Origin of the sequence: Clostridium minihomine (assembly GCF_900240385.1) — a bacterium.
Lineage (GTDB): Bacteria > Bacillota > Clostridia > Oscillospirales > Acutalibacteraceae > Faecalispora > Faecalispora minihomine.
This window is the reverse complement of sequence record NZ_OEQH01000005.1, coordinates 207,559-226,522: the sequence shown is the minus strand read 5'-3', so window position 1 is coordinate 226,522 and position 18,964 is coordinate 207,559. Positions and strand designations below refer to the sequence as shown.

The following is an 18,964-nucleotide window of genomic DNA, read 5'->3' as shown; positions in this document are numbered from 1 at the left end:
TTTTCCTATCAAGCCGAATTTTTAACAGCAGGAACGATAAACAGTTCTTTATCCCGCCTTTGCAAGTAAACGCTTTGCTTTATTGGCTCAAAGCCATTCTTTATATCGCTTGACATAGATTTTTTTAACCAACTGTGCCGACAGGAAATATCCTGCCAGAATCAGCACAAGCCATGGGATAAACGAAACCGGGAGCGGCATCATGTCGATACCGACTGCAAATCCGGTAAAGCTGATGGTAAGCGCTATCACCGCTACAATCAGTGTGGACAGGAACAGCGGCATAGAGGGTTTGCTTTGCAGGAATGGTAATTTTGCCGTACGAATCATGTGAATAACCAACACCTGCGACACGGTTCCGAATACAAACCATCCGCATTGAAACAGCGGGGACAACTCCATTGTATTTGCCCCAATTGCCCACCACATGATGGCAAAGCATAAAAGATCGAACACCGAACTAAGAGGCCCTAAAAAGGCCATAAAGGTCTTAATCGATTTCGTTTCCCATCTGCGCGGCTTTTTTACATATTCATCATCCACATTATCAAAGGGCATGCCCATTTGAGAAAAATCACACAAAAGGTTTTGCGTCAATATCTGAACCGGCAGCATTGGCAAAAACGGAAGAAAGATACTGGCTGCAATCACTGATATCATGTTGCCAAAATTTCCACTTGCCGCCATCTTGATATATTTTACAATGTTTCCAAAGGTGCGGCGTCCCTGGATGACACCTTCTTCCAGCACCATCAAGTCTTTTTTCAGCAGAATAATATCCGCCGTTTCTTTGGCAATATCCACAGCACTGTCCACAGAGATCCCCACATCCGCTTGGCTAAGCGCAGGAGCATCGTTGATGCCGTCCCCCATGTAACCAACCGTATGGCCTGCTGTCTGAAGTGCTTTTACCACTCTTTCTTTTTGGGAAGGCGATAATTTTGCAAAAAGATCGCAGCTGTTTACCGCATCCAGCAATTCTGTGTCGTCCATTTTTTCAATATCGCGGCCTGTCAGAAGGCGTGACGTATTCACCCCCACTTTGCCGCAAACCTTCAAGGCTACGCCTTCGCTGTCGCCGGTAAGTACAACGGTGCGAACCCCATGTTCCCGCAGCGCAGTAATCGCCGCCTTGGCGCTCTCTTTCGGCGGATCCAGAAATCCCACAAAGCCGATTAAGACCATCTCTTTTTCATCTGCTACGCCAAACGTTTCACTGTCAGAGATCTCATTTTTTTGTGCCACTGCAATCATTCGAAGGCCGTCGGCATTGTGTTTTTCATAAACATCAAGGGCAGCGCGTCTTGTTTCTTCATCCATGGGCAAAACACGCCCGTTCATCTCTACAAAAGAGGAAATAGCAAGAATCTCTTCTACCGCACCTTTTGTAATAAGCTGCCGTTTGCCATTTTTGTCCGCCAAAACCACACTCATTCTGCGGCGGGAAAAATCAAAGGGAATCTCATCCACACGGCTGTAAGAGTCTAAAACAGGTTCTAAACTGGTCTGCACCGCTCGATTGATAATGGCAAGATCAATCAAATTTTTAAGCCCCGTCTGAAAATAGCTGTTCAGGTAAGCATGGCGCAGTACACGGTCATCATCTTCACCATGAAGGTTCATGTACTTTTCCAGTACAATCTTATCCTCAGTCAGCGTTCCGGTTTTATCGGTGCAAAGCACATCCATTTCCCCAAAAGTCTGTATGGCGCCGAGGGTGCGCACAATGACCTTGTGTTTCGACATGGTAACTGCACCTTTTGCCAAAGTGGAGGTCATAATCACAGGCAGCATTTCCGGGGTAAGCCCCACCGCAATGCTGATGGCAAAAAGCAGCGCACCGGGCCAGTCATTCTTCACCAGTCCATTAATCAAAAATACAGTGGGAAGCATAATGAGCATCATGCGAACCAACAGACTGCTGACCGAATCCACACCGCGCTCAAAACTGGTTTTTGCCCTGTCGCCAGATAATGATTTTGCCATGGAACCGAAATACGTATTGTTTCCGGTAGCCAGCACAATCGCCGTTGCGCTGCCGCTAATCACGTTTGAACCCATGAAACCAAGGTTCTGCAAATCGGTAAGTCCATCGTTAGAGTTATTTTTGGCATCGCTGAACTTTTCCACCGGATTCGACTCACCGGTCAAAGCTGCCTGTGCCAAAAATGAGTCTTTCGTCGTTAAAAAACGCACATCCGCCGGAAGCATATCGCCAGCCGAAAGCCGAACAATATCGCCGGGCACTACCTCATCCATCGAAATTTCCGTCAGCTTTCCATCCCGCCAGACATCCGCTTTGTTCGAAATCATTTGAGATAGTTTTTCAGCCGCGGCGTTGGAACGCTGGCTTTGTACAAACGCAACCGAACTGGACAGAAAAACAAGAGATAAAATAATTACGACAGTGAGATAGTCCGGCTGTGAGGATGCAACTACATCCGTAAAATACGTAATAGCGGCGATTAACAGTAAAATGACGTTAAAAGGGTTGACCACCGATTCTCTCAGCCGATGCAGTACCGTATTCTTATTTCCTATCGTGATAACGTTTTTACCGAATTCATCTTGTCTGTTTGCAGCTTCGTCACTGGTAAGCCCTTCCGGTGCAGCAGACAGATGCACAAACAGCTCCTCTGCTGTCAAAAACGCATAGGAACGAAGCTTTGCTTCGGTATCCTGCTTATTTTTTTGAATCTGCTTGCTTCGAGTGTTCTTGTTGATGAAATTCACTGGAATCAGTCCTTTCTGTTTTAGGATTCCCCAGTGAAAACACAATATAGCAACAAAAAAGCCGCCCCAATGGACGGCAGAAAATACACAGGAAAATTAGCCCATCAGCAAAAATGCACAATGGACAACAGCCTGCAATAAGCACCGGCACATTGGTTTATGTTTTTACAGGGGAGATTGAAGCCTTTTCGTTGACTTCGAGGGTTGCCATCCATTGTTTCACTTCCTTTTGGGAAAATTTATAATATTATTATACCCGTTTGGGCACAAACAGTCAAACGTATGACTGTAAAAAGGCAAAGTGAACTGTTTTAAAACAGAAAGCAGATGCTTTATCGGGCTATATTCCTTAAAAATTAAATTCATCCTTATCATGTGCTTAGTATTACCAGGTAGCCGGGCACACCTGCCTGCCCAAAAGAAAAGGCACCAGTTTACCAAACCCCAAATATATTCCGGATATCATACCTTACCCCAAACTCTTTTTAAAAATTGCTTCGGGTATTGAAATTCCCATTATGAGCACAGCAGTCAATTGAAAGACTTTGTAATGTAAGAAACTTGAAGGTTAACCGTTACCGAACAATAATATCACACTCAAGTAATTGTGTTCCATAAATAAGCACTAATTTTGTTTTCCCTTTTGTAACGGCAGTAATTTGATTATTAGTGATTTTTGCTATGTCAGGATTTTGTACATACGCTTTTACAAAGCCCATAGAGATTAACTCATGTAGTTCCAAATTCTTATGATACCGCCACATATTCTCTGGCGGTATATAATCAAACGATAATTCTTCTCCGTTTCGATACAACTGAATTAATTTTGTTTCGCCATTCTTTAACTTAATGTTTGAAAGGGTTTTGGTTGTCTTTGCATCAATAAGCAAATATTCCGGCTTAGACTCATCAAACTTTTGGTTTAAATAAGCGTCCAGCACCCCCAATTCAGTGATATCCAATTTGCTAAATTCATATTTTACGATTTCTTCTTGAGTATCAAATATCACCCCTGCTACTATGCCCAGCTCACTTGGTAATTGAATGGCCTGTTGAAATCCATATGGATCTTGTTTCAGCGGGTGTTCCGGGGGTAACTGCTCAAACCAACAGTTGTAGTGTGTGGAAGCCAATCGGACTTTTTCACAATTTTGTCCTAAAGTAAATGCAAACGTAAAGAAACCAGCGATTGATACTGCTGCAATAATTATAAGGATTCTATTGCATACTTTCTGAACCGTTTGGTTGTCGTAATAAACCTCTTTTACCCATTTTAATACATCGCTAAAATAAATAGGAACCGCCCCCTTGTATTCTCTATCCTGTTGTTTCGATTCCCAAGCTTTCATTCTATCAATAATCGAAATGAAAACAGTTTCCTTTTGCGCCCTTCAGAACAGCTCACCTAATAAATTGCCGATAGCAAGCATAAGAAATCCCAGCCCGCCTGCCGAGGTAAAATAGGCCTTATATTTGCTTTTATCGGATTTCATCTGTGTCCAGAATGCTTTCATCCCTGCTTTTATGGAAATATTCCGTAGTCTAATCTGCTGACGCGCCGCATAAAGAAGAAAGCAGGTAACACATAGCACCGCAAACACAAACAAAAGGAGATAGAAACGGAAGGATGGAATACCTTCGTAGAATGGAAAAAGGTAAGACATAGCGATTTGAAAGCCGTTATGCGCCATATGCAGAAGAATGGGCCACAAAATGCTGCCGGTTTTGGCGCAGAGGATTCCTGCGCACAGCCCAAGCAAAAGAGCATAAAACACTTGAAAGCGGGCGCCATGTACGAATGCGAACACGATAGAAGAAGTCACCACAGCAAACATCATCCCGTATTTTTGTGCATACTGAAACCCGATTCTGCGGAATAGAATCTCTTCATTAATAGGACCAAGAATGCAGGGACCAATTATTGCTATAATCAAATAAAAAAGGGGCGGCGGGTTAAATTGGTCCGGTGAAAATTTTTGAATAAAAGGCAGACTCCATAAAACGATTCCCCATTCAAAAAAGAAAAGGGATAGCATTAAAAAAACACTATCAACCGCTGGCAGCTTGGGAGCTGCCAGCGTTCCAAAGGCAATTCGTTTTGGAGTTGTGCGAAACAGGCGGCTGCCGGCAACAAACACAAGAATCACAGAAAAACACAGCAGTAAAATATGCCTTAAATCATCCACCAACGCGCTTGTCACGCTTCTTTGAATAATCTGTACCACAATCGAAGACAAACCGTAAGCAGTGAGAAAAAGAAGCAGAAGGCGGTTTGCAAAAGACGCAATTTCTTTTAAATCCTGTTTGCTCTCTTGTGATTCCAGCAGATTGTGTTCAAAAATAACTTTTTCTTCCATACCAATTCTCCTCCATAAAAACTTTCATAACGGCCAGTTTTTTGCAACATTGCAAAAGGAAATAAGCACCGATGAAAGCGGTGCTGACTGAACCCCTTAGCGACCACGTCTTTTCATGAAATTACAGCTGTTTAAACGGATAGAAAGCAAAACGCAATCGTTATTTCTTTCTTTATCGAATTTGCCTCTTTTTTCAAAGCTGTTTGAATCGTCATCACTGAGTATATTTTATTGCACTTCTATTTCTGATTCCCGTGCAAATGTTATGTAAATGAAATGGAATAGATCCCTTTTAATTGTAGCTTTCATTTTGTTAAAAATCAATCGTATATAACGATAAAATCAGTCAATTGTTCTAAAATCACATCCGAACCTTATCGGGCAGCTTCTGCTTTTACACTTGAAGCAAATACAAACACGAATGGTTACAACTTTACCAGGTTTCGATTGAATTTTAGTACGTTAAAATTAATAAAATGGTTTGTAATTTTAAGTTTTTCCTAACCACTGGGCAATCGCGATCCTTTTGCGTCCACTGAATCTGAGCCACAGTTTTCAAGGTTCCCATCATTCAGAGACCCAAAGGTACAAATTCCAAGCAGCAACATATAGTGATATAGAGCGAATATTATGGAGGATCGTATATGGGACAAACAGCTTTACAAATGGACTTGAATGCATCATCGGTAATCGAGTCAAATGAACGGGTTATTTTTAATACTATTAAATATTCAGTTGGGGACATTTCTTATAACACAACAACAGGAGAACTCACTCTTTCGGCCGCAGGCAGGTATGTAATCGATTGGTGGTTGGCGGTACAATTCAGTTTATCGACAAGCGGCGCGGCGTTTGCACTGGAAACATCACAAGGTGATTTGATCATAGGGAATTCGCCCATAAAAACAGACGAGGTTTATGGGATAGGAATTATTGAAGTGACAACAGCGCCAGTAACCGTCGTGCTAAAAAACATTGGAACAGGGCCAATCTATTTATCGCCTTCTGTACCCCTTCAGGGTACGTTGGTGCTTTTTGAGGATGTTTTGAACGGCCCACCAGGCCCCACAGGACCAGACGGTTTAAGTGCTTATGAAGTAGCGGTGGAAAACGGATTTGTCGGCACCCAACAGGAATGGCTCAACAGTTTGGTTGGCCCACAAGGCGTGCAAGGTAACCCCGGCCCTATCGCCGCAACAATCCCCTTTGCCGCTGCCGGATATGGAATCGAGCTTTCGGCATATGGAGACGGATATCCATCCCAAATCTGCTTTGCAGGATTTGGAAAACAAGAAGAATACATCGATATCGAGTTGGGTACATGGCAAACTGGACAAATTACGTTCACTGGAACTATGGATACTGGAATATCATTTATGATGCCCTATGATGGCGTGCTGAAATCTCTTTATGTAGGCTTTTCCAGCAGTAGAAACTTTGAGTTTCAGCCGGGCGTCGTTATAAATCCCTTTGCGTGCATTGCTATGTGCACTACGGATGAGCTGACTTACGTAATTCAACAGGATACGATGACCTATGCGGCTCCGTATGTGGGTGGTGAACCCATTCCCCAGCACACCTTGCGCAAAGGTTCAACAATCGACCTGAACGTACCGCTGGCGGCAGGAACCATAGTGGCCATCGTACTTGGCATTATGTCCGAAGGCACCACAGAAGTTCAAGATGCGCAATTAAGCATTACCGGCGGACTATTTATCGAATAAACAGGACTACTGTCTGTATAAGCCGTGGCGCAAAAAAGCAGAAGCCGCGGCTATGCAGACTGTTTTCTATACAGCATAATAGGAGGCGGCCTATGGACACAAGCCACATCCGCAAAATCGTCATTCAGTTAATAAACGAAGAGGGAATTTTCATCGCATCCAATACAGAGCACTTACATCTCTTTCAGGATGTGGGCATCGACTCATTTGCTTTTATAAATTTATTAATCAAGATTGAAGATACTTTTGGTATTCGTTTCGATATTATGCAAATGGAAGACTGCGCAGACCTTGCGTATTTAGTAAAACTGATTAAACAAAAAACGAGGGAGGATGACCATGATTAGAAACATCTTACACAGCAAAGCCGACATTCACCGCTGCGCGTTGATCGCAGACGGACAGGAAACAACATATGCAGATATCCTCTATAAAGCAAATGCGGTTGAGGCGCTTTTTCAACATGCTGAAATCAGTGAACCCGTCGCTTTATTACTGCCCAACGGCGGTGATTTCATCTCTGCATTTTATGGTATACTCCAGGCGGGTATGGTAGCACTCCCCATACATACGCAGCTCAAAAAGCACGAGATTTTTCATCTGATACAGCATACCCAGGTTACAACTCTCATCACTTCATCCGCCTTCCGTTCACTGACAGATGAGATTCAAAATGAGTATACGCTTCCCTTACGCGTTGTATTTATTGAAGAGCTTTTGCCGTTACAGTCAGTGCATAGCAATGCCATAAAAAGAATGGAAGACGACCCCATGATACTGCTCAGCACCTCAGGAACAGTTGGAAAGCCTAAGATTGTACAGTTGTCTGAACGCAATGTTCTGACGTCTGTTCAGGGGTATCTGGAAAAACTGCATTTTACGGCAGCTGAACTGGAATCGACACGATATTATATTGCCCTGTCGTTTTGTTCCGCCTATGGCGTGATGATTCTCACCATCTGCCTGATGATGGGCTTTCCTCTCGTCCTCACCAGCGGCACCTTTACACTGGATCGCTTTTTCAGGGCCGTACAGCGGGATAAGGTCACACATTATGCCGGCGGCGGCATTATTATTCAACTCATGGAGAAAATGCTGGGACGATCTGTGGGGTATGATATCCATACTCTTCGTTTCTTTGGTTTTGGGGGCGGCCCGGTATCTGGAAAAACCATCGAAGCCGTACAAAATGCCTATCCGGACATTACATTTCTTCAGGGCTATGGCATGACAGAAAGCTCCCCGCTCATAGCCAAACACGAGCGTGGTATGCCAATCCCCACAGATTCGGTTGGTACGGCTATCAAAGGGGTCACAATTGGAATTAAAACACCAGATGGCATAACAGATGCCCCCTTCGTCCACGGAGAAGTTGTGGTAAAGGGCGACAATGTCATGTTGGGGTACTATAAAAATCAGTCTGAAACAAATCGTGTGATTATCGATGGATATCTGCACACTGGAGATATCGGATATCTGGACGAAAATGGTTATTTATTTTTGTGCGGCAGAAAGAAAAATATTATATTGGTGCGAGGTTTTACGGTTTATCCAGAAGAAGTGGAAAACTGCCTGATGAACAGCGGCCTTGTCAGTGACTGCTTGGTGTATGGAAAGACAGATGAAGAAGGGCAAGAAACGGTGTTCGCCGATGTGATACCGGTCCATGGGCCGCACACACTGCCAGAGATAGTGGCTTATGGCCGAGCCAATCTTGCAAGCTATAAACAACCTCAACAGTATTACATCCGTGAACAGATTAAGAAAAACCTGTCTGGGAAAACAGAAAGGTAATAAGAAATGAACCTGATAAGTGCAAAGGGCCTGAACTGTTATTACAGCTGTATCGCCAGCATTGCCGATTACTTTGGCATTGACTACCGCACCGCATGCGGCACGCTCTGGTCTGAAAATGAACTGATTTATAACAAAAAGCACCAGATGTATGCCCCCACCCGTTTTATCAAGAATCTGGAAATTTTGGGTGTAAAATTAATCTGCCTGAATGCAGACTCCTGCCAAAAATCAGCAGACAGCATCGCCGCTATCGGCCCAGCACCGGACATTGTGCTGGTTGGAACGGATGCTTTTCATCTCCCGTGGAGCGTCGTTTATCAGCTTCGCCACAGGCTGCACTATTTTTTTGGCCTGAAAGCAGATTGCAATCGGCTGATTTGTTTTGATCCGTTATATCAGGCAAAATATGTTTCGTTGCCATATGAATACATTGCAGAGCATGCGTTTGATATCCTCTGCGTGCAAAAAAGCAACCCGCAGCCTCTTACCATTGATGTTCCCCGGGAAGCGGAGGCCATTCTTCGGCAACATCCCTTCTTGCTTGCAGACCTGATGGAGCAGATACAGTCATTAAAAGACAAGTCCGCAGAAGACGGGGTTATGTTGGCAAAATATACGGAGACTTTACGCGATAACCGCCTTATGTTCCAAGAATTTTTGAAAACACAAGTTCCTTTTGAGGAGGAAGCTTCACTTTTTACCCATGCATTATTTGCGAAATGGACTGCGGTAAAAAACGGATTGTATAAAATGGCAATCACATCAAACCACTCAGAAACAGCCCCTTCTGTTTGCGAGCTGCTTAAAGAATTAATTGCCGAAGAAACCAGCATTGCCAGATTATTGACAGTTTTTGCAAAAAAATAAATACGCCTGTCCTTTATACATGACAACCCTTAAAAAGTTCAATCACTCACACTTTGAACGTGAGTGTTCTTACAGCATTCTTAGAATTGGAAAGTCGCACGAATACAGACATAGCAAAAGGCCGTCGACATAAATTCGACGGCCCTTTCTTTGTGTATAACAGAACTGGAACCTATCTAAACAAACCTAAAATGCCTTTATAATAAGCCTTTCATTACTCATCTCGTTGCATTCATATTGCATAAATGCCGCGGCGCTTTTTCTCAATAGCTCTTCAAATTCAATCATTGCGGAAGGATATGATTTGGGTGGCTTTAGTATACTGCCCTTTTCCCCTTCTTATTCACACCTGTGTAATTTCAACATGTATTTCTGGCATAAACATTTTATTTTAAATTTATACTATTTTTAAAAAAAGCCTTCTCTCCAACTTATATTCCCGCACTGTTGATAGAGACAATGCGCTTTTTTGCTGCTAATATAACAATCAATATTTTCCCACTGTCTATGTTTAGCAAATCCTGAAATTTCTTTTTAGAAACAACATGTTTTACTGCTTGCAATTCTGTCTCTTTTTCGGGTACTAGCAGAAAAAATTATATTCACGCTTGCCATCCTTATCTTTTTCGATATCAGCCAGTGCTCACCAATTGCCATTGGATCCCTTTTTAGCTTTAGAGATAATTATAGCCCTCTTATTGATTTTAGAGGGCTATACAGATATAATATAATTGCATTTTATGTACCGTCAGCTCTTGGTTGATGGTGACCGCTCGTTTCTGGTGCCAGCCGGGAACGGGCGTTTTTTTATTTATTTATTTAATTTCAAATGTCTGCGATCCGAGTTTTTCCCCAGCTAGGCCCCTATTTGCATATAAAGTGACTGGAGTTTGCAGATCGTCAAGTTTATAGGCAACGGCATTTTCCACTGTACCATCTTTTTTGATTGTCTCTATTTGTGTATCTAAAAATTTACTATCTGGAAGAGCTGCCATTTTCAGCTTATTGATCGCATTTGGGTTATTATCTTGCACTGCTTCAAACATAATAATCCATGCGGTTGACGGAGCAATGTCTTTACCGGTGATATTGGTGGTGTTATACCAAAACGCAATAACCGGTTTATCCCCATACTTATTACCTTCTTCACCTGACTGGATAATTTTGTGGTCCGTAATTTCAATTTTAATATCTTCTGCCTGTAAAACACCATCTTTAAAATAATATTTGCTCTTTTCTTCTGGGGCGTTTACACTTTCTACAGATGCTGTGCTGTCTGCAGCACCTTGGCCCTCAGAAGGACTTGATGATGTACTTGTTCCTCCACATCCCGCTAGGCTCCCTGCAATAAGCAGAACTGCTGAAAATAAAGCAATTGTTTGTTTTTTCATTTTTACGTCTCCCTTTCTTGACAACATTTTCCAATATTGTATAATTGTATCAAGAAAGTTACTTCTGGGAAGCTTTCTACTTTCCCCACCTGCTATTTGCGGTAGCAGGTGGGGCTTTTGTTATGCTATATTTCTATACCGTACAGAAAATAATAAGCCAATTACTTCAGCAAGAACTTTCAAAATTTCAAAATCAAGTTCTCTTTTTCCAATTTCATACATGCTGATTTGTACTTTTACGAATGCCCATCACTTCCGCTCATTCTGCTTGCGCAATTCCCTTATCTTTTTTATAAGTCATCACACCAAAACCTTCGCAGTCTTTAACTAGGATATCGCATATAGGGATTCAAATGCTCAGGGATAAAATAAAAGTCGCATGGGCAAACCATTTTTTCACATCGGCTCAAGCGATTTTTTCAACCTAAATCACACAAAACTAGGAATCACTTTGGCTCCGTCAAATCGGACATTCACAGCAACAATATTATATTTATCATAACACGGCAGTTGTATGAAATGAATCCCTTTTAGAATCAAAAGAAAGCTGCAACAGCAATGCAAGCCTAAAGGAATACTTGGTAAATTTAGCGCATTATTGGTTGTGTATGTTACGGTACAGCTTGATACAGTGAAGCATTTGCAGCAATTAAGCGAAAAACCAGGGAATAGAATAAAAACAACAAAGCGGCGCACTGGAACAATTTTCCGGTGCACCGCTTTTGTATTTGTGATATGATATTGAAAGATTTATAATGAACGGGGAAAAACATTGAAAAGGAAGCATAAAATTGAATATGTACATCCGCGTGATTCGTGTATTAAAAAGATTTTTATAGGAATAGCGTACTTGTTTTTCATTGTCGGGATGGCTTGGCTTGTCTGCCTGATTGTGATTGACCCCAACGGCATCAACGGGCTTGGGATCTCTGCCATATTCTTTATGGTGGGATTTTATCAAACCTTTTTCCCACGACAATTTTGGGAACACTATCAAAGAAGATATACATTTCGCGGTGAGCCAAAGCGCTATTATGCATGTGTGTCACAAAAAAGAGAAAATAGAGACCGCCTTTGGGGTGTAGCTTTTATGATTACTTTTGGGTTGTGTTTTCTCTATTCCCTTATAAAGGTGATATTTTTTCTACTTACATAAACGTTCCCCTCAACCGGAAAATTCCGGTTGAGGGGATTTTTTTAAAAGTATTTTCTATTCAGGTTATATTCGGCTAAAAGAATCCAGGTCTGTACATGTTTAATTGTTAGTTGGACAAGCCGTTTATCCTTGTTTCTTTTCTGATAAGACGTTATCAGAAGTGTTATGAATCGCTCCTAGTTTGTCCACCAAAAACAGAAGTTTTTCATCCTCTTTTGAAAGTGTAAATTCACCGTTAATCCGATTATTTCCTGTAATTCCATCTATTAAAAAGATATGATCTGATTCTACACTCATCAAAAAAACAGCTTGATGGTTCTCATCTAAGAATCTTTTGTCTGAATCACCCTCTTCGGCACCGTCTTTTGGGGTAAGTATGATATAGTCCGTATCCTGCGGATTTTCAAACGTAAAACAAATTTCAGTTAACTCTTTTTCTCTTGTTGGTTTTGGGTGATTATAAAAAACAAAGAAAAAAGTTCCCCCCAATACCAACAGCACAACCAATAAAGTGAGGCCCAGAACCCACTTTTTTTGCTCAAATACGTGAAGCATGGCTCACCTCATTCCTACTTAATAAAAGATAAATTCATATCTACCATCCGGTTCTCCGTCACTTGTTAATAATACAGAATCTCCATAGGCCGCTTTTTCTTTGACCAGTGTATCATTAACCCAATAAGTTGTATGACTTTTCATGAATGGTGACAGAAACATCCTCTAAACTATTTTCTGTTGCATATGCGGGAAAAGCAAATAAGCTAAAAGCCATGGATATACTGAGTATACTTGCAAGTACTTTTCTAGTCATAGATTATTTCTCTTCCTTTTCATAACGATTTAAAAGGCGAATGAGTCTTTACAAAATCTTATTTCAATGTTTTCTAAGTCGTTTCTAAACTTGTTAAATGTACAACAGAATATCGGTCGGCTAATAGATAATTCTTAACCCATTGGACTCCCCCCTTTCCATCAGCAGAATGTCGGGATTTTGAGTTTCTATTACGTATAGACAATTGAAAAGACTGTTTTGTGACAGAGAAGCAAAGCAATTTCTAAAACACTTTGAATTCTTCAGCATAAACCGGAACGTTTCTATTCGTGATTGAATTAAAAAAGAGGTGGGCTTTTAAAATCTTTTCACGCTTTGTTTCTGCCTTGTGCTCGGTGTGCTGCCCTTAAATAAAAAGGGGTAATTTAACTGGAAAAGAAAGATCTAACGATGCTAATTTTTGGTCTTCATAAAATACACCTTCCTTTATTTTTTAATCAGTATACTTACTGATGATTAACCAAAATATTTGTGAAATAATTTATCAACATCTTTCTGATTGCGAAAACCTAATCCGGTTTTTAATTCGGGGGTATAAAGAATTTTAGAATTCTGGAAATGAATTGTGGTACTAAATCCAAACAGGTCGTAAGGAACATCCTTTTCCTCGAAAGTAATAATCATGGTTAACATCTTCTCTGGGGGAATCACAAAATTAATATGGCTGATGTCCTTGACTGGTGGAATCGCTAGTTCGTCATCGAGGAATGGGGAACCTTCTTTTGTTTTTTCCCAAGTAGAATTATAGTCTGTATTACTCAGATATACCCTGGGGTTAAACACTAGAAAGTTAGGATCAATATCGATTTTTTCAACGATTTCATTCGTGTTCCCCTCATTTTTATACATTACATAATATATGTGCAATGGATAGCGAGCAGTCATAGCTATATTCCCCAGGATACCCATGCTTTCCGGTTCTTTCGATTCATCCTTTCTATTTAATATTGTGTGACCAATATCGTAGGTATGTTCTTCGTTTTTGGTTTTGATATTTATTTTTTCAAATACGATAGGTTCTTCCCCTTTTACAGAGTAATGCAAAGAGAGTCGATGCTTACGAGCCCCCAACAAATCAGTCGATGTATCTGGAAGAATTTCATACTTTGTAACTTGAAGATTTGGAGCATCTACCGGTTGGATACTCAAGATGTTTTCAGGATCCAAAAAATCAATATCGGGGTTTCTGTCAGTGATAAATGCAAATTGTATGGTGTTATCATTTTCATCTACATTAAAGCAATTTAATGCATTCATAAATCGGATCTCTTTTGTTTTATGAGTAAGAAAAAGCGTAGATAACACAGCTAAAATAACAACAAAAACAACACTAGAGAAAATAATGATTTTATTTTTTCGTTTCATGGCGATAACTCCTTTGCTTACTTTTTGCAGCTTTCATATGAATAAAAGCGAATGACTGAAATCGAATCTTTTAAAATCCGACTTCATTACATGTCGATTTTTCCGTTAATGCTCTCTCTATAATATATAGACAATTTAGAAGGTGGCTTTGTGACATAAAAAAAGCAATGGATCTGTTACCAGTCTATTTTAAGGATGCTATGTTGTTTCATACCAGCGATCTTGATAGAGCGTAAGACCGTGAACGTGTTTTTACATTTCTGCGCTGGCCGTATTTCCTGCGGCCGGTGCTGCTATCTTATCTTATTTGGGCAGTTGGGATACCAGCTTGCACTTTTTAATCGGCATCATGGGCATACCTATGTCGCCTGCGGTCAAAAATACATGTGCGGCGATTCAGAAAAAATCGAATAATCGCAAATCCCCATTGACAAAACCAGAAAACAGGGCTATATTAAAATTATCCGTTGTATATGGAGCCCGTATCTCCGTGTGCTGGGGCAGGATAGGCTAACCTGCCCCAGCTTTTTTATATCTGAGAAAATAAAACTGAATAATAACCAGAAACTCCCACTTTCATTGTGAAAGTGGGAGTTTTTTATGTTTTACACTTAATCTTTCACAATATAACACGATATAATTAGATGAACAATTGTTTAAATTACACTAAAGCATTAATGCTCTACAAAATGAATGGAGAGTTCAAATGAAATTAAATATGAAACGACCGGTGACAAAGACTTAATAGAACTGACTTTCAAAGCGAAAGCGGTTGGCATCGGAAAAGTGGATATTATAAAAGGCCGAATTGCTGATAATGATGTTCTGGAAATGGACGTTGCCAAAGAAAATTGCGGTGAAGATACCATTGAAGTAGAAGGCAATAAAGATGTAAATCGGACAGGCGAATATACTCTTTTGGACTTAGGGATTGACGCTTACTATTACGGTATGGAGGCCATCCATACGGATACCACCAGATTTGATACCGATGTCATTCCTGATGGTATTATTGATGATAAGGACCTTGCTGCCATTACACAAGCTATTTTAGATAACAGCAATTATCTTTTTAATAGTTAAATAAAAAAGAATCCCCTCTGCCAGAAGCAAATTTTGGTTGAGGGGTCTTTTATGCCATAAAAAGAGGAATATTGTAACCATACTGGAAATAACAATCTTTCCTTTCATGTTGTTTCCATTCGCTTTCATTCATCTGCCATTATAAAACCACATGATAATTTCAAAACTCGCCTTATCTGCCGGCCAAGAATAGGATGTTCTGTATTTTAAAATAACAAAATCCCCCAGCAGAATCCCCATACCATATTTCTTTATATAGCACCCAAATCGGCGGATAAGCGCTCAACATCTTTCTTACATTCCTCGTCGCCCTGCTCCGCACCCAAACGGTACCAACGAATTGCCTCGTCAAGATCCTTTAAAACACCCAGCCCCTTTTCATAAAGCCCCCCGATGTTGCAGGCCGCAAACGAATACCCCTGATCAAAGGCCTGTCGGTAAAGCTTCATGGCCTGCGCAAAATCCTGTTCTACCCCCTTGCCCTCTTCATAGCAATCCCCTAAATTATTGAGCGCCGTCAGATTGCCCTGTGCGGCGGAAAGTCGAAACAGCCGAACAGCCTCTTGTGCATCACGTTCCACTACCTCTCCTTTCAGATACCCATTTGCCAAATTACACTGCGCGACGGCACTCCCCTTTTCTGCTGCCAGCCGATAAAGTCGGAACGCCTCTTGTGCATCTCTTTCCAGCCCGCCCTCCGCGTGGTCGTAGGCATAGCCGAGATTGGCTAACGCGCTTGGCTGCCCCCGCTCAGCGGCTATCCGGTACAGGCGAACCGCCTCGACCGGATCCTGCGGCATGCCGCGCCCATAATCGTAAAGTACAGCAAGGTTATGTACTGCGTTTATATTGCCGTTGTCGGCGGCAAGGCGGTACAGCCGGGCGGCCTCCTGATAATCGCGATCAACGCCCAATCCCCTCTCATACATGATAGCAAGATGATTCTGCGCCCGTGCGCAGCCCTGGTCTGCGGCCTGTTGATACCACCCTACAGCCTCCTCATAATCCTGCTGTACACCCCGCCCATATTTGAAAAAAACACCCAGCGTACACTGAGACTCGTCATCCCCTTGCTGGGCGGCAAGAGAAAACCATTCGACCGCTTTCTCGTAATCCTGCTCGACTCCAAGCCCCTGTTCATAAAATCGACCCATACTGCGCTGAGAATACACATCCCCCTGCTCGGCGGCAAGCTGAAACCATTCCATCGCTTTTAAATAGTCTTGTTCTACGCCTATGCCGTGTTCATGGCACAGGCCAAGATGATACTGTGCGGTAGCATATCCCTGCTCGGCGGCAAGATGATACCAGCGCAGCGCTTCGGCGTAATTTTGCTCTACGCCAATCCCATTCTCATAGCAGTAACCCACATTGCACTGCCCAATCTCAAAGCCCTGTTCTGCCGCCATCATGTGAAAACGAAAGCCTGTTTCTGTGTTTTTTTCCACACCCCGCCCGTGTTCATAAAACACGCCCAAATCTACCTGAGACGGCGCATAGCCCTGTTCGGCTGAAATATGATAATGTTTTGCGGCCTGTGCGTAATCCTGCTCTACACCGCAGCCAAATTCATAGCATTTTCCCAAACTATGCCGCGCACGAATGACTCCCTTCTCAGCCGCACGTTCAAACCATCCTGTGGCAGCAATATAGTCTTGCTCTACCCCGATTCCATGATAATAAAAAACACCAACCCTGTTCTGTGCAAGGGCGTACTCCCGTTCGGCAGACAAAAAGTATAGCTCAAATGCCTTTTCACTATCCTGCTTCACGTAATAGCCATTTTCAAAACATTCCCCCAGAAAAAACTGCGCACGGGGATGACCGCGCTCTGCAGCCAAAGAAAACCATTTGACAGCTTCTTCGTTATTTTCCTCCACAGCAATTCCGCAGTAGTAGAAAACGCCGATATTGCACTGAGCGGGAACATGCCCCTGCTCGGCTGCCAGGCGGTACAGCGCCAACGCTTTGGCAGGGTCTTGTTCGATGCCGACGCCGTTTTCAAAGCACCAGCCCAGATTATACTGCGCCTGCGGATAGCTCTGCTCTGCCGCACAGCGGAAATCTTCCGTTGCCTTTACGGGGTCATTCTCCACACCGTAACCGTTCAGCCGGCATTCTCCCAAAAGGCACTGCGCGCGGGGATGACCGCGCTCTGCAGCCAAAGAAAACCATTTAATGGCCTCTTCACTATTTTCCTCCACACCGATACCGCGATAATACAAATAGCCCAGATTGCACTGGGCAGGCACATATCCCTGCACGGCGGCCTGTCGGTACAGCTCCGACGCTCTGCTAAAATCTTCATCCACACCGTAACCAAATTCATAGCACTCGCCTAAAAGGCACTGTGCAGAAGGCTCCTCCTGTTCAGCGCCCTTGGAAAACCATAAAAATGCCTGCTCATCGCTTTGTTCCAACCCTTCCCCGCGCAAATAAAGAAGCCCCAGTCTGCTTTGAGCCGAAGCAGAACCTCCCTCGGCGGCAAGCCGGTAGAGCTCTATCGCTTTGCCGGTTTCTTTGTCCACGTCATAGCCATAATCATAGCATTCTCCCAGCAAAAATTGTGCACGGGGATATTTCTGCTCTGCCGCCTTAAACAACCAAAAGATGGCTTCCTTTTCATTTTGTTCTACGGCAATGCCGCGGTAATAGAAAAAGCCCAAGTTACATTGTGCAGGAGCATACCCCTGTTCCGCCGATAGGCGGTAGAGGTGCGCCGCCTGCTCTTTATCCATCTCCACACCTTGCCCAAGCTCGAAAAACAAGCCGTATGCACACTGCGCCCGGGGATAGTCCTGCTCCGCCGATTCCTGATACCACTTCGCGGCCTTTTCATCGTCTTGCTCCACGCCAAAGCCGTTTTCATAGCAGACGCCGAGAGCGTATTGCGCAATCACGTGCCCCTGCTCTGCGGCATGGGCAAACCAGAAAACGGCCTGCTCACAGTCTTTTTCTGTACCGTCGCCCGTGTAGTAACAAAGCGCCAACTCGTGCTGTGCCTGCAAGTCGCTGCCGTTGGCGCGTTCGAGCAGCTCCTGAAAATTTGCTTTCCGCTGCTTTATAGCGATTGCCGCTTCGGTAATCAGCTGGGGATTCAGAAATAATATTTCGGAACCGTTATTTGACGTTTTCTCATTCGGCGGGTTTGTGCTTTTGTCTATCATATAAAAACTCCTATTCAAGTTATAAAAACCAGATGCCGGTGTCCTACTCGGTAACAGTTTTTTCATTCAAGTACGGGCAGAACAGGAAATATTATTTTTAGAATACCATAAGAATCGGGTTTTGTCACAATTTCGGCTTGACCTTTATGCCTCAGTTTAAAACAGCTCTATTCAGCACAAGAACGAGTGTGCCTTTCGCACCATTTCAGGTGTAACCTGAAATGGTGCGAAAGTTTGTAAAGAAGATAGTGGTGCATGAGCGCTCCGAGCCGTAAAAGAAGAAAAACTATACCCAACCCAACAAGTTGATGTCTATTCCAACTTTATAGACAGGGTTTAGAACAAGAGAAAAGCCGTAGTTCAAAACCCTGCGGCAAATCCTAAAAACTAAAACATCTTTATTGATGCAGGACTTTTTCGTCCGACACTTTTTTACCATTATTTTGTACCACGCCAAAAAGTGTTAAAGGGTTGGACGGAAATCAAAGATAC

At 42.6% G+C, this 18,964-nt stretch carries 13 protein-coding genes; 6 read left to right on the top strand and 7 right to left on the bottom strand.

What is annotated here, in order from left to right; all coding sequences use genetic code 11:
- Nucleotides 1-87 precede the first annotated feature (87 nt).
- The 3 genes from mgtA to C1A02_RS12415 all read right to left on the bottom strand — a co-directional run bounded on the left by mgtA (nt 88) and on the right by C1A02_RS12415 (nt 5,090).
- A complete protein-coding gene (gene mgtA, locus C1A02_RS12425; protein ID WP_370737806.1) occupies nt 88-2,724 on the bottom strand; it encodes a magnesium-translocating P-type ATPase in 2,637 nt (878 codons plus the stop codon).
- Between the two features lie 584 nt (nt 2,725-3,308).
- Nucleotides 3,309-4,082, bottom strand: a complete 774-nt coding sequence (locus tag C1A02_RS12420; protein WP_101698552.1) for a hypothetical protein — start codon at nt 4,080-4,082, stop codon at nt 3,309-3,311.
- A 42-nt stretch (nt 4,083-4,124) separates the two neighbouring features.
- Nucleotides 4,125-5,090, bottom strand: coding sequence for a CPBP family intramembrane glutamic endopeptidase (locus C1A02_RS12415; RefSeq protein ID WP_101698551.1), 966 nt, complete (start codon nt 5,088-5,090; stop codon nt 4,125-4,127).
- Between the two features lie 644 nt (nt 5,091-5,734).
- On the opposite strand from C1A02_RS12415, the gene C1A02_RS12410 reads away from it, so the two are divergent.
- From C1A02_RS12410 to C1A02_RS12395, 4 genes are all read left to right on the top strand, one after another.
- Nucleotides 5,735-6,814: a hypothetical protein gene (locus C1A02_RS12410; protein WP_101698550.1), complete on the top strand. Its 1,080-nt coding sequence runs from the start codon at nt 5,735-5,737 to the stop codon at nt 6,812-6,814.
- Nucleotides 6,815-6,906: 92 nt separating this feature from the next.
- A complete protein-coding gene (locus C1A02_RS12405) occupies nt 6,907-7,161 on the top strand; it encodes an acyl carrier protein (RefSeq protein WP_101698549.1) in 255 nt (84 codons plus the stop codon).
- Nucleotides 7,154-8,608: a class I adenylate-forming enzyme family protein gene (locus C1A02_RS12400; protein WP_164997211.1), complete on the top strand. Its 1,455-nt coding sequence runs from the start codon at nt 7,154-7,156 to the stop codon at nt 8,606-8,608. The genes C1A02_RS12405 and C1A02_RS12400 overlap by 8 nt, the downstream gene beginning before the upstream one ends.
- A gap of 6 nt (nt 8,609-8,614) precedes the next feature.
- A complete protein-coding gene (locus C1A02_RS12395) occupies nt 8,615-9,478 on the top strand; it encodes a hypothetical protein (protein ID WP_101698547.1) in 864 nt (287 codons plus the stop codon).
- Between the two features lie 815 nt (nt 9,479-10,293).
- Here the strand turns inward: C1A02_RS12395 and C1A02_RS12390 are convergent.
- Nucleotides 10,294-10,869 (bottom strand): DUF5067 domain-containing protein, encoded by a 576-nt coding sequence (locus C1A02_RS12390; protein ID WP_101698546.1) that lies wholly within the window; start codon nt 10,867-10,869, stop codon nt 10,294-10,296.
- 772 nt (nt 10,870-11,641) lie between these two features.
- Here C1A02_RS12390 and C1A02_RS12385 point away from each other — a divergent pair.
- Nucleotides 11,642-12,025 carry a hypothetical protein gene (locus C1A02_RS12385; RefSeq protein WP_101698545.1) on the top strand — a complete coding sequence of 128 codons (384 nt, stop codon included), beginning with the start codon at nt 11,642-11,644 and terminating at the stop codon, nt 12,023-12,025.
- A 123-nt stretch (nt 12,026-12,148) separates the two neighbouring features.
- Here the strand turns inward: C1A02_RS12385 and C1A02_RS12380 are convergent, their stop codons facing one another.
- On the bottom strand, nt 12,149-12,580 hold the full coding sequence (locus tag C1A02_RS12380; protein ID WP_101698544.1) for a hypothetical protein: 432 nt from the start codon (nt 12,578-12,580) through the stop codon (nt 12,149-12,151).
- A 733-nt stretch (nt 12,581-13,313) separates the two neighbouring features.
- Nucleotides 13,314-14,222, bottom strand: coding sequence for a hypothetical protein (locus C1A02_RS12375; RefSeq protein ID WP_101698543.1), 909 nt, complete (start codon nt 14,220-14,222; stop codon nt 13,314-13,316).
- Between the two features lie 693 nt (nt 14,223-14,915).
- On the opposite strand from C1A02_RS12375, the gene C1A02_RS12370 reads away from it, so the two are divergent.
- Nucleotides 14,916-15,305, top strand: coding sequence for a hypothetical protein (locus tag C1A02_RS12370; RefSeq protein ID WP_101698542.1), 390 nt, complete (start codon nt 14,916-14,918; stop codon nt 15,303-15,305).
- A gap of 251 nt (nt 15,306-15,556) precedes the next feature.
- On the opposite strand, the gene C1A02_RS12365 is transcribed toward C1A02_RS12370, so the two are convergent.
- On the bottom strand, nt 15,557-18,472 hold the full coding sequence (locus tag C1A02_RS12365; RefSeq protein ID WP_101698541.1) for a tetratricopeptide repeat protein: 2,916 nt from the start codon (nt 18,470-18,472) through the stop codon (nt 15,557-15,559).
- Nucleotides 18,473-18,964: the final 492 nt, after the last annotated feature.